This window comes from Xylophilus sp. GOD-11R (assembly GCF_033546935.1).
GTDB lineage: Bacteria > Pseudomonadota > Gammaproteobacteria > Burkholderiales > Burkholderiaceae_C > Xylophilus.
The window spans coordinates 4,541,520-4,555,128 of record NZ_CP137854.1; the positions used below are offsets into that span (position 1 = coordinate 4,541,520).

12 protein-coding genes and 1 tRNA gene are annotated in these 13,609 nt (G+C 68.7%); 8 read left to right on the forward strand and 5 right to left on the reverse strand.

Annotation, left to right across the window (positions count from 1 at the left end; translation table 11 throughout):
- Window positions 1-3 precede the first annotated feature (3 nt).
- The gene (gene recN, locus R9X41_RS20840; protein WP_318632351.1) at window positions 4-1,665 is read left to right on the forward strand and encodes a DNA repair protein RecN; all 1,662 of its coding nucleotides are present in this window, start codon (window positions 4-6) and stop codon (window positions 1,663-1,665) included.
- 5 nt (window positions 1,666-1,670) lie between these two features.
- Window positions 1,671-2,552, forward strand: a complete 882-nt coding sequence (gene rapZ / locus R9X41_RS20845; RefSeq protein WP_318635293.1) for an RNase adapter RapZ — start codon at window positions 1,671-1,673, stop codon at window positions 2,550-2,552.
- 6 nt (window positions 2,553-2,558) lie between these two features.
- Here the strand turns inward: rapZ and mutY are convergent, their stop codons facing one another.
- Genes mutY through mutM form a run of 3 tightly spaced genes read right to left on the reverse strand, consistent with a single transcriptional unit; the run spans window position 2,559 to window position 6,538 of the window.
- Window positions 2,559-3,653, reverse strand: coding sequence for an A/G-specific adenine glycosylase (gene mutY / locus R9X41_RS20850; protein ID WP_318632352.1), 1,095 nt, complete (start codon window positions 3,651-3,653; stop codon window positions 2,559-2,561).
- A gap of 4 nt (window positions 3,654-3,657) precedes the next feature.
- Window positions 3,658-5,664 (reverse strand): dynamin family protein, encoded by a 2,007-nt coding sequence (locus tag R9X41_RS20855; protein WP_318632353.1) that lies wholly within the window; start codon window positions 5,662-5,664, stop codon window positions 3,658-3,660.
- A 58-nt stretch (window positions 5,665-5,722) separates the two neighbouring features.
- Window positions 5,723-6,538, reverse strand: coding sequence for a bifunctional DNA-formamidopyrimidine glycosylase/DNA-(apurinic or apyrimidinic site) lyase (gene mutM / locus R9X41_RS20860; protein WP_318632354.1), 816 nt, complete (start codon window positions 6,536-6,538; stop codon window positions 5,723-5,725).
- Window positions 6,539-6,635: 97 nt separating this feature from the next.
- On the opposite strand from mutM, the gene R9X41_RS20865 reads away from it, so the two are divergent.
- The 6 genes from R9X41_RS20865 (at window position 6,636) to R9X41_RS20890 (ending at window position 11,855) form a co-directional block, all read left to right on the forward strand.
- Window positions 6,636-8,513 carry a tetratricopeptide repeat protein gene (locus R9X41_RS20865; protein WP_318632355.1) on the forward strand — a complete coding sequence of 626 codons (1,878 nt, stop codon included), beginning with the start codon at window positions 6,636-6,638 and terminating at the stop codon, window positions 8,511-8,513.
- Window positions 8,510-9,019 carry a lipoprotein insertase outer membrane protein LolB gene (locus R9X41_RS20870; protein WP_318632356.1) on the forward strand — a complete coding sequence of 170 codons (510 nt, stop codon included), beginning with the start codon at window positions 8,510-8,512 and terminating at the stop codon, window positions 9,017-9,019. Before R9X41_RS20865 ends, R9X41_RS20870 begins: the two co-directional genes overlap by 4 nt.
- A gap of 54 nt (window positions 9,020-9,073) precedes the next feature.
- On the forward strand, window positions 9,074-9,943 hold the full coding sequence (gene ispE, locus R9X41_RS20875) for a 4-(cytidine 5'-diphospho)-2-C-methyl-D-erythritol kinase (RefSeq protein ID WP_318632357.1): 870 nt from the start codon (window positions 9,074-9,076) through the stop codon (window positions 9,941-9,943).
- Window positions 9,944-9,971: 28 nt separating this feature from the next.
- Window positions 9,972-10,048, forward strand: a tRNA-Gln gene (locus R9X41_RS20880).
- A gap of 74 nt (window positions 10,049-10,122) precedes the next feature.
- Window positions 10,123-11,094 carry a ribose-phosphate pyrophosphokinase gene (locus R9X41_RS20885; RefSeq protein ID WP_318632358.1) on the forward strand — a complete coding sequence of 324 codons (972 nt, stop codon included), beginning with the start codon at window positions 10,123-10,125 and terminating at the stop codon, window positions 11,092-11,094.
- Window positions 11,095-11,219: 125 nt separating this feature from the next.
- A complete protein-coding gene (locus R9X41_RS20890) occupies window positions 11,220-11,855 on the forward strand; it encodes a 50S ribosomal protein L25/general stress protein Ctc (RefSeq protein WP_318632359.1) in 636 nt (211 codons plus the stop codon).
- A gap of 96 nt (window positions 11,856-11,951) precedes the next feature.
- On the opposite strand, the gene R9X41_RS20895 is transcribed toward R9X41_RS20890, so the two are convergent.
- Both R9X41_RS20895 and secB read right to left on the reverse strand, forming a co-directional pair.
- Window positions 11,952-12,971 (reverse strand): NAD(P)H-dependent glycerol-3-phosphate dehydrogenase, encoded by a 1,020-nt coding sequence (locus R9X41_RS20895; RefSeq protein WP_318632360.1) that lies wholly within the window; start codon window positions 12,969-12,971, stop codon window positions 11,952-11,954.
- Window positions 12,972-13,032: 61 nt separating this feature from the next.
- Window positions 13,033-13,497, reverse strand: coding sequence for a protein-export chaperone SecB (secB, locus tag R9X41_RS20900; RefSeq protein ID WP_318632361.1), 465 nt, complete (start codon window positions 13,495-13,497; stop codon window positions 13,033-13,035).
- Window positions 13,498-13,609: the final 112 nt, after the last annotated feature.

The following is a 13,609-nucleotide window of genomic DNA, read 5'->3' on the forward strand; positions in this document are numbered from 1 at the left end:
GCCGTGGCCCTGAAACGCATCGCCCTGCGCGACTTCGTCATCGTGCGCGCCCTGGAGCTCGACCTGTCGGCCGGCTTCACCGTGCTGACCGGCGAGACCGGCGCCGGCAAATCCATCCTGATCGACGCCTTGCAACTGGCGCTCGGCAGCCGCGCCGACGCCGGCGTGGTGCGCGAGGGCGCGACACGGGCCGAGATCAGCGTGGAGTTCGACCTCGTCGCCGCGCTCGCGCCCTGGCTCGACGAGGCCGGCTTCGAGGCCCACGAATCCCTGCTGCTGCGCCGCACCATCGACGCCCAGGGCAAGAGCCGCGCCTGGGTCAACGGCAGCCCGGCGACCGCCGGCCAGCTGCGCGAACTCGGCGAGCGCCTGGTCGACATCCACGGCCAGCATGCCTGGCAAAGCCTGACCCGGCCCGACGCGGTGCGCGGCCTGCTCGACGCCTACGCCGCCATCGAGTTGGCAACCATGGGCACGCGCTGGACCGCCTGGCGCACCGCCCGCCGCACACTCGACGAAGCGCGTGCCGCCCAGGAGTCGCTGCTGCGTGAACGCGAACGGCTGGCCTGGCAGATCGGCGAGGTCGACAAGCTCGCGCCCGGCGCCGACGAATGGCCCGAACTCAATGCGCAGCACAGCCGGCTGTCGAACGCGCAGGCGCTGATTGACGCGGCGCAGAACGCGCTGGAAGCACTGGAAGGCGATGACGGCGGCGCCACCTCGGGCCTGGCGCGGGCGCAGTCGCTGCTGGAAGAAAAGAACGACGTCGATCCGGAATTCCGCAGCCTGGCCGAAACGCTCGCGACCAGCCTGGCGCAGATTGAGGACGCGGCGCATTCGCTGCACGCCTGGCTGCGGCGCACCGATCCCGATCCGCAGGCGCTCGCCGGCCTCGACGACCGGCTTTCGTCCTGGGTGTCGCTGGCGCGGCGCTACCGGCGCAAGCCCGAGGAACTGGCTGCGCTGCTGGCCGGCTGGCGCGACGACCTCGCACGGCTCGATGCGGCGTCCGACCTCGACGCGCTGGAGGCCGCGGAGGCCAAGGCGGCCGATGGCTTCAAGGCCGAGGCACGCAAGGTGTCGCAGGCGCGGTCCAAGGCCGCACCCCGGCTGTCGCGCGCGGTGACCGACGCCATGCAGGGCCTGGGCATGCAGGGCGGGCGCTTCGAGGTGGCGCTGCAAACCCTGGACGCACCCACGGCCGGCGGCATGGAGGAAGTCGCCTTCCTGGTGGCCGGCCATGCGGGCAGTACGCCGCGCCCGGTCGGCAAGGTGGCTTCCGGCGGCGAGCTTTCGCGCATCGCGCTGGCCATCGCGGTCACCACCAGCCAGCTCGGCACGGCACAGACGCTGATCTTCGACGAGGTCGATTCCGGCGTGGGCGGCACGGTGGCCGACACGGTCGGGCGGCTGATGCAGCAGCTCGGCCGCGACCGCCAGGTGCTGGCCGTCACCCACCTGCCGCAGGTGGCCGCCTGCGCGGATCACCACCTCGTCGTCGCCAAGCAGCAGACTGCCGGCGGCACCGGCAGCGGCGTGCTGCCCGCTGCGGGCGAGGCGCGCGTGGCCGAACTGGCGCGCATGCTGGGCGGCGACCGCCCTTCGGGCACCAGCCGCGCCCATGCGCGCGACCTGCTGCAGCACGCCGGAACGGCGGCGACATGAGCGCGATGCAGCACCCTGGCGCGCCGGAAGGCGCACTCGAACTCATCCTCATCACCGGCCTGTCGGGCTCGGGCAAATCGGTCGCGCTCAATGCGCTGGAAGACGCTGGCTATTACTGCGTCGACAACCTGCCGCCCGAACTGCTGCTGCCTTTCGTGGCGCTGGAACAGCGCCAGGGCGCGCGGCGGGTGGCGGTCGCCATGGACGCCCGCAGCGCCGGCGCGTTGCCGCTGGTGCCGCAACATCTGGCGGTGCTGCGCGCCCAGGGCGTGGCGGTGCGGCTGCTCTTTCTGGACGCGAGCCTCGATACGCTGGTGCGCCGCTATTCCGAAACACGGCGCCGGCATCCGCTGTCGCGGCGCGACATCGCCGACCAGCAACTGGCGCTGGTCCAGGCGATCGAACTCGAACGCGAACTGCTGGCCGACCTGCGCGAACAGGCGCACGTGGTCGATTCGAGCCTGATGCTGCGCGCGCAGCTGCAGCGCTACATCAAGACCGTCATCACCGCGCTGCCGGACCAGCTCCTGCTGGTCTTCCAGTCCTTCGCGTTCAAGCGCGGCATTCCGGTGGACGCCGACTACATCTTCGACGTGCGCATGCTGCCCAACCCGCACTACGTCGCCGAACTGCGCCCGCTCACCGGTCGCGACGAGCCGGTGGCCGCCTTCCTGAGCGCCCAGCCGGAGGTCGACCGCATGTTCGGCGACATCGCCGGCTTCGTCGGCGGCTGGCTCGACGCGATGGCGCGCGACCACCGCAGCTATGTCACCGTGGGCATCGGATGCACCGGCGGCCAGCACCGCTCGGTCTACCTGGTGGAGCGGCTGGCCGAGCATTTCGGCGGCGACTGGACCGCGCTCAAGCGGCACCGCGAGATCGACTGATTCCGCTCAGGTCTCGGCAAGCAGGCGCCGCACCGGGGTAGGCAAGCCGAGTTCGGCCCATTCCTCGCGCGATGCCCAGCGTGTGCCTTCGGGCTCGTCCTGAGCAGGCGGCGTAACGACCGTCACGTCCACCGGGTGCAAGTGCAGATCCTTGTGGGTGAGCACATGCAGGAACACCGGCAGATCCTGCGCCGCGTCGGCCGTGGCATATCGCGCGACGAAGGCATCGAGCTGCGCCCGGTCCTGGAAGATCGGCGTGCAATGAAGCCCCGCCCAGATGCCCCGGTCCGGCCGGCGCTCCAGCAGCACCCGGCCCTGCGCATCGCGCAGCACCAGCAGCCACCACGATTCGGCACTGCGCTTGAGCGTCTTCGTCTTGACCGGATACGCCTCCGGCCGGCCCTCGGCGCGTCCGGCGCAGACATCGCCCACCGGGCACAACAGACACAGCGGATTGCGTTGCACGCAGACGGTGGCGCCGAGGTCCATCATTCCCTGGGTATAGCGCGGCATCTGCGATTGCAGGGTCGGCGCATCGCCCCGGGGCAGCAGATCGGTCGCGATCTCCCACAGGGCCCGCTCGGCGGCCGGCCGGGCCAGGTCGGCACCGTAGGCCATGACGCGGGTCAGCACCCGCTTGACGTTGGCGTCGAGGATGGCGGCGCGCTCGCCCCAGCAGAAGGAGGCGATCGCCGATGCCGTCGATCGCCCGATGCCGGGCAGCGTGGCCAGTTGCTCGGCGCTGCGGGGAAATTCGCCGCCGAAGTCCGACATGACCCTCTGCGCGCATCGATGCAGATTGCGCGCCCGGCTGTAGTAACCCAGGCCGCTCCACAGGCCGAGCACCACGTCGGCCGGCGCCTCGGCCAGCGAGCGCACGTCGGGCAGTCGCGCCAGGAAGCGCGGAAAGTAGTCCAGCACGGTCGCGACCTGGGTCTGCTGCAACATGATTTCCGACAGCCACACCCGGTAGGGGTCGCGCGTGCCCTGCCAGGGCAGGCCGCTGCGGCCGTGGGAGGACTGCCAGGCGGTGATGCGGCCGGCGAAATCGATGCCGGTGGCAGCCGGCGCCGCGGCTCGCTGGGCGATGGTGGGTGCCATCAAATCAGGCGGCAGCCGGCAGTGCGTCGGGTTCCGGGCGGCTGCCGGCTGCAGCGATCGGCGCGCCATCCGCGTCGTTGACGCTCTCGGCCCCGCTGGCCACGACCGACGCCCATTCCCGCAGCTGCGCCTCGAGCGCCGTGAGGTCGGCCGCCTGTTTTTCGAGCTCGCCCAGGCGTTCGCCCAGCCCGGATGCCGCGTCACGGATTCGGTCGATGGCCTCGATGCGGCGCACGAAGCCGCTGCGGCGCTCGCGCAATTGCGTGTCGACCGGCGCCATCGCCGAGCGGCACCAGCTGGTGATTTCTTCTGCCGCCTCGACCAGCACCGACTGCACCCGCGCCTGCAGGGCACGCGACAGCCGCTCCCCGGCGGCCGGCTGCGCCAGCCGCAGTGCCTGGCCCACGCCGACATAGGCCGCGTGCGCACGCTCGATCCGCTCGATTTCATGCGCCCACATGCCGACGGCGGGCTGCGCCGGCACCTGCAGCGCGAAGCCGAAGTCGGCGTTGAGCTGGCGGAACGCGGCGGTCAGCATCGCGTGTATTTCGCCGACCGTCTTGTCGGCCTGCTGCATCCGCGCGGCCGATCGGGCGAACGCTTCCTGGTAGAGACGCCGTGCGCCGAGCTTGAGCCCGGACTGGCCGAGCACGCGCTGCAGTTCGGCGAAATCACCGGCCATGTCGTCCTGCAGAAACGCGCGGGCGCTCGACTCGAGCCGGTTGCGCACCGCGTGCAGCGCCTGGATGCGCCCTTCGCTGGCGTCGAACTCCTGGCGCTCCTGGTCGACACGAAAGCGCATGCCCGCGATCACCTGGTCGTTCTTGCCGCGCAGTCCACGCAGCTCCTGGGCCTGCTCGTCGATCTCGCGCCGGCGCGTGGTCAGCAGCCGCACCGTGTCGACGCGGACCCGGGCGACGGCGACCTCGATCGCGTCGCGCAGGATGGCGTGCCGCGAAGCCACCAGTTCCTGCGCCAGCACCGCCTCGAGCAACGGCAGGCCGCTGGCCTGCAGCAGGCCGGCGTCGTGCTGGATGCGAGCGACCAGCCCGCGCTGGGCCGACACCGGAATCACCCGCGCCGGCACCACGCCGAGCAGCGATGCGGACGTGGCGCGTTGCCGGTCGGTCTGCGCCCGAATCTGCGCGCCGCTGCTGATGCCGTCCCACAGCACGTCGATCTTGTTGAGCACCACCACGCGGTTGTCCGCGCGCGCGCCGTCGCCGTCGCGCGGCGCCAGGTATTGGCGCCAGAGCTGCAGGTCGGAACGGGTCACGCCGGTGTCGGCCGCCAGCAAAAAAACGCTGGCGTGCGCCTCGGCGAGCAGCTGCACCGTCAGGTCGGGCTCGGCGCCCACGGCGTTCAAGCCCGGCGTGTCGAGCACCACCAGGCCCTGGCGCAGCAGCGGGTGGTCGATGTTGACCAGCGCATGGCGCCACATCGGAATCTCGACCAGGCCGTCGGCCGCGCGCGGCGGGTTGTCGTCGGGCTCGTCGTCGTCCCAGAAACCCAGATCGCGCGCCGATTCCACCGACACCCGGCGCACCTGGGCGACCGTCTCCATGGCCTGCGCCATGCCGGCCGGATCCGAGGTGTCGAAGCGCATCGAGGTCCAGGCGGGCGGCTCGGCGCGCCAGGCCGAGAGCGGCCGCGAATCCGTGCGGGTCTCGATTGGCAGCAGGCGGATGCCCGGCTCCAGGCCGGACTCGAAGCCGAACTCGGTCGGGCACATGGTCGTGCGGCCGGCGCTCGCCGGCACGATGCGGCGACCGTAGTGGGCAAAGAAGATGGCGTTGATGAGCTCGGACTTGCCGCGCGAGAACTCGGCGACGAAGGCGACCATGACCTTGTCGCGCTGCAGGCCATCGGCGATTTGCGCGAGGCGGGCCAGCATGGGGGCGTCGGCCAGGCGGTGTTCGGTGAGCCACGCCGACAGTTGCGCGATGCGTTGTGCGCAGCCGGTGCGCCAGGCGCCGTGACGGTCGAACTGGTCTGGAAAGGAGTGGATCACGATGGCGCGCCGGGTCGAATTTTTGAATATAGCACCGCACTTTCGCGGTCTATCGCGCTCAGGATTTCTGGCAATGCGGGCAGAAGAAGGTGGAGCGCTGGCCCTGCCGGATCGCGCGGATCGGCGTGGCGCAGACGTGGCAAGGCAGGCCTTCGCGACCATAGACCATGGCCTGCAATTGAAAATAGCCGCCCTTGCCTTCGGCGCTCTGGAAGTCACGCAAGGTGCTGCCACCCGCCTCGACCGCCCGCGCCAGCACCTCGCGGATGGCACGCCACAGCCGCTCGGCCCGGGGCCGGGAGATTTTCGCGGCCTTCATCGTCGGGCGGATGCCGGCGCCGAACAGGGCTTCTGAACAATAGATGTTGCCCACACCCACCACCACGTCGCCGGCCAGCAGCACCTGCTTGATCGCCGCGTTGCGCACGTGCAGCCCGGCGTAGAAACGCATCGGATCGAAATCCTCGGACAGCGGCTCCACGCCCAGGTGGCCGAGCAGCTTCTGCGCCTCGGCCGATGCCTGGTCGGGCGCGAACACCACTGCGCCGAATCGACGCGGATCGTGCAGCCGCAGCACGCCGCGATCGGTGACGAGCTCGAAATGGTCGTGCGGCCCGGCTGGCGGCAGCGTGTCGGCGAAAGCCAGGCTGCCCGACATGCCGAGGTGCACCAGCAGCAGCCCGTCGTCGAGCTCGACCAGCAGGTACTTGCCGCGCCGCCCCACGCGCAGCACCTGCCGGCCGGTCAGTTCCTGCGGATCGCAGCCGAGCGCCCAGCGCAAGGGTTTGCCGATGCGGGCGGACAGCACACGCGCGCCGGCGATACGGTCGGCAAAACTGAGGCGGGTGACCTCGACTTCCGGGAGTTCTGGCATGGGGTGAAATACAGCCGTCGCGCGTCGCGCCGCAACAGGATGAAAGCGAGGCCGGCACTGACGGCGCGGGTTATGGGCCTTGAATTATTATGGGTCGATGCACCTTCATCGCATCGCCGCCGCAGCCATCCTCGCATGCCTCGCTGCGGCAAGTCAGGCCCAGCCCCGCACCCTGCCCGCCGCCGCGCCGTCCTGGCCGATGGCGCAGTCCACCACGCCGGAGCCGGCCGGCCAGCCGCCGCAGCCCAGCGCGGCCACTGCCGAAAAAGTGGAGAAGGTGCCCGACGACCCGAGCGCCGACGAGCAACGCGATGCCCAGCTGATGTATGAAGTGCTGGTCGGTGAGATCAGCGCCGAGGGCGGCGACGCCGCCAGCGCCTACCAACTGCTGCTCGACGCTGCCCGGCGCAGTGGCGACGACCGATTGTTCCGCCGCGCGGCCGAGGTCGCCCTGCAGGCCCGCGCCGGCGACTCGGCGCTCATCGCCGCACGCGCCTGGAAAGACGCCAAGCCCGCCTCGCGCGAAGCCAACAGCATGGTGCTGCAGATCCTCGTCGCACTGAACCGGGTCGAGGAATCGTCACTGCCGCTCGCCCGGGAAATGGCGTTGACCGAGCCTGCGGAGCGCATTCGCGCACTCAACGCCGTGCCGCAGCTCTACGCCCGGGTGACCGACAAGAAGGCGGCGCAGGCCGTCGTCGAGCGCGCGCTCGCGCAGGATCTCGAAAAGCCCAACTCGCCGGCCGAAGGCACCGCCGCCTGGACCACCGTGGGCCGCATGCGCCTGGCGGCCGGCGACATTTCCGGCACGCTCGAAGCGGCCCGGCGCGCGCAGGCGCTCGATGCGCAATCCGATGGCGCGGCCATCCTGGCGCTGGAACTCATGGCCGGCAAGACGCCCGAGGCCGAAGACGTGGTCAAGCGCTATCTCGTCGCCGGCAAGCCGCCGGCGCCCGAGATTCGCCTGGCCTACGCGCGCACCCTGGTCGACGCGCAACGCTCCACCGATGCCAAGCGCGAGATCCAGACCGTCACCACCGAAAGCCCGCAGTACGCCGAAGGCTGGCTGGTGCGCGGCTCACAGGAAGCGCAGGACGGGCAACTGGCCGATGCCGAGAAGTCGGTCGGCACCTTTCTCGAACTGCTTCCTGCCTCGGTCGGCGCGTCCAGCTCGCCCGCAGCCTCCCCTGCGGCGGCCGCGCTGGCCCGCAGCCGCGACCAGGCCTACCTGATCATGGCGCAGGCGGCAGAAAAACGCGGTGATGCCGCAGCGGCCAACGCCTGGCTCGACCGCATCTCGAGCCCGCAGGCCGTCGCGTCGGTCCAGCTGCGCCGCGCCTCGCTGCTGGCCAGCCAGGGCAAGCTCGACGAAGCACGCGCCCTGCTGCGCGCCCTGCCCGAACGCACGCCGGCCGACGCCAAGCTGAAGCTGCAGGCCGAGGTCCAGCTGCTGCGCGACAACAACCGTCCCGAAGACGCCTACCAACTGCTCGCGCAGGCGCACCGCCAGAACCCCGATGACGTCGAGCTGACCTACGACCTCGCCATGAACGCCGAAAAGCTCGGCCGACCCGAGGAGATGGAAAAGCTGCTGCGCGAAGTCATCGCCAAGAAGCCCGATTTCCACCATGCGTACAACGCGCTGGGCTATTCACTGGCCGATCGCGGCGTGCGCCTGCCCGAAGCCCGCGAGCTCATCATGAAGGCGCTGAGCTTCACGCCCGACGACCCCTTCATTCGCGACAGCCTGGGCTGGGTCGAATACCGCATGGGCCATATCGACGAGGCCCTGCGCATTCTGGAAGCCGCCTACAAGACACGGCCCGATCCCGAGATCGCCGCGCATCTGGGCGAGGTCCTCTGGAAAGCAGGCAAGCGCGATCGCGCCACCGAAGTGTTGAAGGAAGGCCTGTCGCTCAACAGCGGCAACGACACGCTGCAGCAGGTCATCAAGCGGCTGCAGGTCCGGCTGTGAATTGCGGCCGCCGGCGCGCGGGCGCCCTTGCCGTTTGGGCCGCGCTCGCGGTCGCCGGTTGCGCGGCCCCGCCGCGCACAGCCGACAGCGCCAAGGTCGCGGCCGACCAGCGCTGGAGCGGCCGGCTCGCCCTGCAGGTCGAGGACGCGCCTTCGCAATCGTTCTATGCGTCGTTCGAGCTGCTCGGCGCCGCCGATCGCGGATCGCTCACGCTCACCACCCCCATCGGCAGCACCGCTGCCGTGCTGCGCTGGGAGCCCGGCAGCGCGACCTTGCAGCAAGGCGGCAATGCAGAAGTCCGACGGTTCGCATCGCTGGACGAACTTGCCGCGCGGGCGACCGGCACGCCGATCCCGGTGGCCGGTCTTTTCGACTGGCTGGCGGGCAAGCCGAGCGCCATACCGGGCTGGGAGCCCGATCTGTCGGCCCAGCCGGAAGGCCGCATCGTCGCCACGCGGCGCCAGCCCTTGCCGGTCGCGACCCTGCGCGTCGTGCTGGAGCGCTGACCCGCTTTCGAATCGGTTTCCCGCTTTCGTTCCCCTTTATCTCGTCACGTCAGCATGCGCGCGCTCTACGACGTCCCGGCCCCGGCCAAGCTCAATCTTTTTCTGCACATCACCGGCCGGCGCGACGACGGCTATCACCTGCTGCAATCGGTCTTCATGCTGATCGACTGGTGCGACACGCTGCATTTCGAACGCCGTGACGACGGGCAGCTGAGCCGCGAAGACCTGACCACCGAGCTCCCGCCGGAAGACCTGGTGCTGCGCGCCGCCCGCGCCCTGCAGTCCCATGCGGGTTGCAGCCTCGGTGCGCACATCGGCGTGGCCAAGCAGGTGCCCGCGCAGGCCGGCATGGGCGGCGGATCGTCCGATGCGGCGTCCTGCCTGCTCGCGCTCAATCGCCTGTGGGCGCTGAACCTGCCGCTGGCCACGCTCGAGACGATCGGCCTGCGGCTCGGCGCCGATGTCCCGTTTTTCCTGCGCGGTCACAACGCCTGGGTCGAGGGAATCGGCGAGCAGATCACGCCGCTCGTCGGAGAATTCGCGTTGCGCAAACAGCGTTTCGCCGTGCTCAAACCGTCGGCCGGAATCGACACGCCTTCAATTTTTTCTTCGCCGCATTTGAAACGCGATTCGAATACTGCTAACATCGCGGGCTTCGCTGCAGACACAACGGCGGATCTCACCAGATTCGGCCGAAACGACTTGCAGCCTGTTGCCCAAGCGCTTTGCCCCGCGGTTTCGCAAGCCATCGACTGGTTTGCATCGCAAGGTCTCAAAGCCCGGATGACAGGTTCTGGAAGTGCGGTTTTTGCAGCGGCATCGCAAGATGTCGATTGGAGCTCGGCCCCTCTGGGCAGCACCGGCAGGCAGTGCGATAATCTGGATCTCCATCCTCTGGCGGGGTGGGCGTCCAGCGACAGATAACGGTTCGTGGTTTTCCACGGACCCGTGTAGGGGAGTCGCCAAGCTGGTTAAGGCACTGGATTTTGATTCCAGCATGCGAAGGTTCGAATCCTTCTTCCCCTGCCAAACACCCACATGCGCCGCCACGAAGAACCGTGGTGGGCATTCAGGCAGTTTTTCCTAGGTCGCCGGTACCGCTCATGCAGGCTCATCACCCTGACTTTCTCGTCTTCACCGGCAACGCCAATCCCGGCATGGCTGGCGAGCTCGCCAACCACCTCGGCATCCAACTCGGCAACGCCAAGATCGGCCGTTTTTCCGACGGCGAGATCACCGTCGAAATCAACCAGAACGTTCGCGCCCGCGATGTCTTCGTGGTGCAGTCGACCTGCGCACCGACGAACGACAACCTGATGGAACTGCTGGTCATGGTCGACGCGCTCAAGCGCTCCTCGGCCGACCGCATCAGCGCTGTCATCCCGTATTTCGGCTACGCCCGCCAGGATCGCCGCCCCCGCTCGTCGCGGGTGCCCATTTCCGCCAAGGTGGTCGCCAATCTGCTGCAGACCGTCGGCGTCGATCGCGTCCTCACCATGGACCTGCACGCCGACCAGATCCAGGGCTTCTTCGACATTCCGGTCGACAACATCTACGCCTCGCCCACCCTGCTCGGCGACCTGCGCCAGAAGAACTACGACGATCTGATGGTCGTCTCGCCCGACGTCGGCGGCGTGGTGCGCGCACGCGCCCTGGCCAAGCAGCTCAACTGCGACCTGGCCATCATCGACAAGCGCCGCCCCAAGGCCAACGTCAGCGAAGTCATGAACGTCATCGGCGAGATCGACGGCCGCAACTGCGTCATCATGGACGACATGATCGACACGGCCGGCACGCTGGTGAAAGCCGCAGAGGTCCTGAAGGAACGCGGCGCCAAGAAGGTGTACGCGTATTGCACGCACCCGGTGTTTTCCGGTCCGGCGGTCGACCGCATCACCGCGTCGGCGCTGGACGAAGTCGTGGTGACCAACACGATTCCACTGTCGGATGCTGGCAAGAACTGCAGCAAGATCCGCCAGTTGTCGATTGCGCCGCTCTTCGGTGAGACGATCCAGCGTATCGCCAAGGGCGAATCGGTCATGAGCCTGTTCTCCGACCAGAGCGATCTTTTCTAAAGATATTCACAGAGTTCGGCAGTGCCCCGTTTTCGGGGAACTGTCTTGCAAGCGGCGCCCTGAGGGGCGCCTTTTCATCAACGGAGCCGTACTGGTCGCGGTCGGCTTCCACAGGAGTAATCAATATGAAGTTCGTAGCCTTCGAACGCAGCAAGCAGGGCACGGGTGCGAGCCGCCGTCTCCGCAATTCGGGCAAGGCCCCCGGCATCGTCTACGGTGGTGAAGGCCAGGAGCCCAAGCTGGTCGAACTCGACCACAACGCGCTCTGGCACGCCCTGAAGAAGGAAGCGTTCCACGCCTCCATCCTCGACATGGAAATCGGCGAAGCCACCTCCAAGGTGCTGCTGCGCGACGTGCAATACCACCCCTACAAGCAGCAAGTGCTGCACGTGGACTTCCAGCGCGTCGACGCCAAGACCCGCCTGCACATGAAGGTGCCACTGCACTTCAAAGGCCAGGAAGAGTCGCAAGCCGTCAAGACCCACGCCAACCTGGTCAACCACACGATGACCGAAATCGAAGTGGCGTGCTTCCCGGGCGACCTGCCGGAATTCATCGAAGTCGACCTGTCCGGCCTGGACAACGCCGGCACCGTGCACGTCAACGACATCAAGTTCCCCAAGGGCGTGAAGTTCGTGAGCCACGGCAAGGCCAATCCGGTGATCGCATCGGCCGTTCCGCCGGTGGTGGAAGAAGAAATCGTGGCCCCGGTCGCAGCGCCTGCTGCTGACGCCAAGGGCAAGGGCAAGGGCAAGAAGTAAGCCCTGCGCTGCTCTCGCTCCCCATGCAAAAGGGCCCCGACGGGGCCCTTTTTCATTGCGCTTCTGTTTGGACACGCCCTTCAGCGTGCCGCCGATTCAGCGGGACTCGAAAACCGGACCGCGCTCCATCAGCGCCGCCACGGCCTCGGCCGGTCTTAGCCGTCCGTCGAGCAAGGCGACGACCGCCTCGGCAATCGGCATCTCGACACCCAACGCGCGCGCACGCCGAACCACCGACCGGGCGCAATAGACGCCCTCCGCCACATGCCCGAGCGATGCGACCGCCTGCTGCTCGTCGAGGCCCTGCGCCAGCAGCAGGCCGACCTTGCGGTTGCGACTCAGGTTGCCGGTGGCGGTCAGCACCAGATCGCCGAGGCCGGAGAGACCATGGAAGGTTTCGACCCGCCCGCCGAGTGCAACACCGAGCCGCGCCATCTCGACCAGCCCCCGGGTGACCAGCGCCGCCCGGGCGTTGAGCCCAAGGCCCAGGCCATCGCACAGGCCGGTGGCGATCGCCAGCACGTTCTTCACCGCGCCGCCCACCTCGATGCCGACGATGTCGTCGTTGGCGTAGACCCGCAGGCTCCGACCGTGGAAGGCCGACACCAGGGCTTCGCGCAATTCGGCGTCGGCACTTCCCGCCACCAAGGCGGTTGGTTGTTCGCGCGCGACCTCCTGTGCAAAGCTGGGGCCGCTGAGCACCGCCGCCCGAAGCTCCGGCGCCACGGCGGCACACACCTCATGCGCCAGCAGACCATCGTCCGCCGGCCCGCGCACGGGCAAGGCTTGCGGCGCTTCGAACCCCTTGCAAAGCCATGCGACAGGCCGACGCAGCGGGCGGACCGACGTCAACATGGACCGCAGGCCCGCCATCGGCGTCGCGATCACGACGAGATCGCAAGTGGACGCGACCGACGCCACGTCTCCGGAAACTACCGCGAGCGACTCGGGCAGCGGGATGTCGGCGAGATAGCGTGCGTTCTGTCGCGACGCCTGCATGGCGGCAGCCTGCGCCGGGGACCTGGACCAAAGCGCCACGTCGTGGTGGCGGTTGCGGCTGGCGGCGATCGCGAGCGCCGTGCCCCACGCTCCCGCGCCCAGTACCGCGATCTTCATCGGCGACCAGCGGGCAACGCCAGCGACACCGGGGTGCCGCTTCGCGATGCGCCCGCCATGCTTACTGCGGCAGGCCGGTCGGGGCCGAGGCGGCGGCAGCGGCTTGCGCCTGCTGCTGTTCGTACATGGCCTGGAAGTTGATCTCGGCCAGGTGCACCGGCGGGAAACCGCCGCGCTGGATCACGTCGGCCACGTTGCCGCGCAGGTACGGGTAGACGATCTGCGGGCAGGCGATGCCCAGCAGCTGGCCGACCTGCTCTTCGGCCAGGTTGCGGATCTCGAAGATGCCGGCCTGCTTGGCCTCGACCAGGAAGACGGTCTTGTCCTTGATCTTGGTCTGGACGGTGGCGGTGACCGACACCTCGTAGATGCCTTCGGTCACCACCGTCGCGTCCACGCCGAGCTGGATGTCGACGCTGGGCTGCTCCTGCTCCAGCAGGATGCCGGGGGAATTCGGCTGTTCCAGCGAAAGGTCCTTCAGGTAGACGCGCTGGATCTGGAACTGGGGGGTGGCTTGGTCGGACATGGATGCGTTGATTGCGTTTTCGTGCGGGACACGTGGTCAAGACAAAGCCTGCGGGAAACCATCCGGTTCCCACGCAGGCGCTCGAATTCGATTATGGCAGGCGCGCCTTCGT

Coding starts and splice junctions, on each gene's coding strand:
- R9X41_RS20885 (WP_318632358.1), top strand. CDS start 10,123: ATGCAGGCTCATCACCCTGACTTTCTCGTCTTCACCGGCAACGCCAAT.
- secB (WP_318632361.1), bottom strand. CDS start 13,497: ATGTCCGACCAAGCCACCCCCCAGTTCCAGATCCAGCGCGTCTACCTG.
- mutM (WP_318632354.1), bottom strand. CDS start 6,538: ATGCCAGAACTCCCGGAAGTCGAGGTCACCCGCCTCAGTTTTGCCGAC.
- mutY (WP_318632352.1), bottom strand. CDS start 3,653: ATGGCACCCACCATCGCCCAGCGAGCCGCGGCGCCGGCTGCCACCGGC.
- R9X41_RS20865 (WP_318632355.1), top strand. CDS start 6,636: ATGCACCTTCATCGCATCGCCGCCGCAGCCATCCTCGCATGCCTCGCT.
- R9X41_RS20895 (WP_318632360.1), bottom strand. CDS start 12,971: ATGAAGATCGCGGTACTGGGCGCGGGAGCGTGGGGCACGGCGCTCGCG.
- rapZ (WP_318635293.1), top strand. CDS start 1,671: ATGCAGCACCCTGGCGCGCCGGAAGGCGCACTCGAACTCATCCTCATC.
- ispE (WP_318632357.1), top strand. CDS start 9,074: ATGCGCGCGCTCTACGACGTCCCGGCCCCGGCCAAGCTCAATCTTTTT.
- R9X41_RS20890 (WP_318632359.1), top strand. CDS start 11,220: ATGAAGTTCGTAGCCTTCGAACGCAGCAAGCAGGGCACGGGTGCGAGC.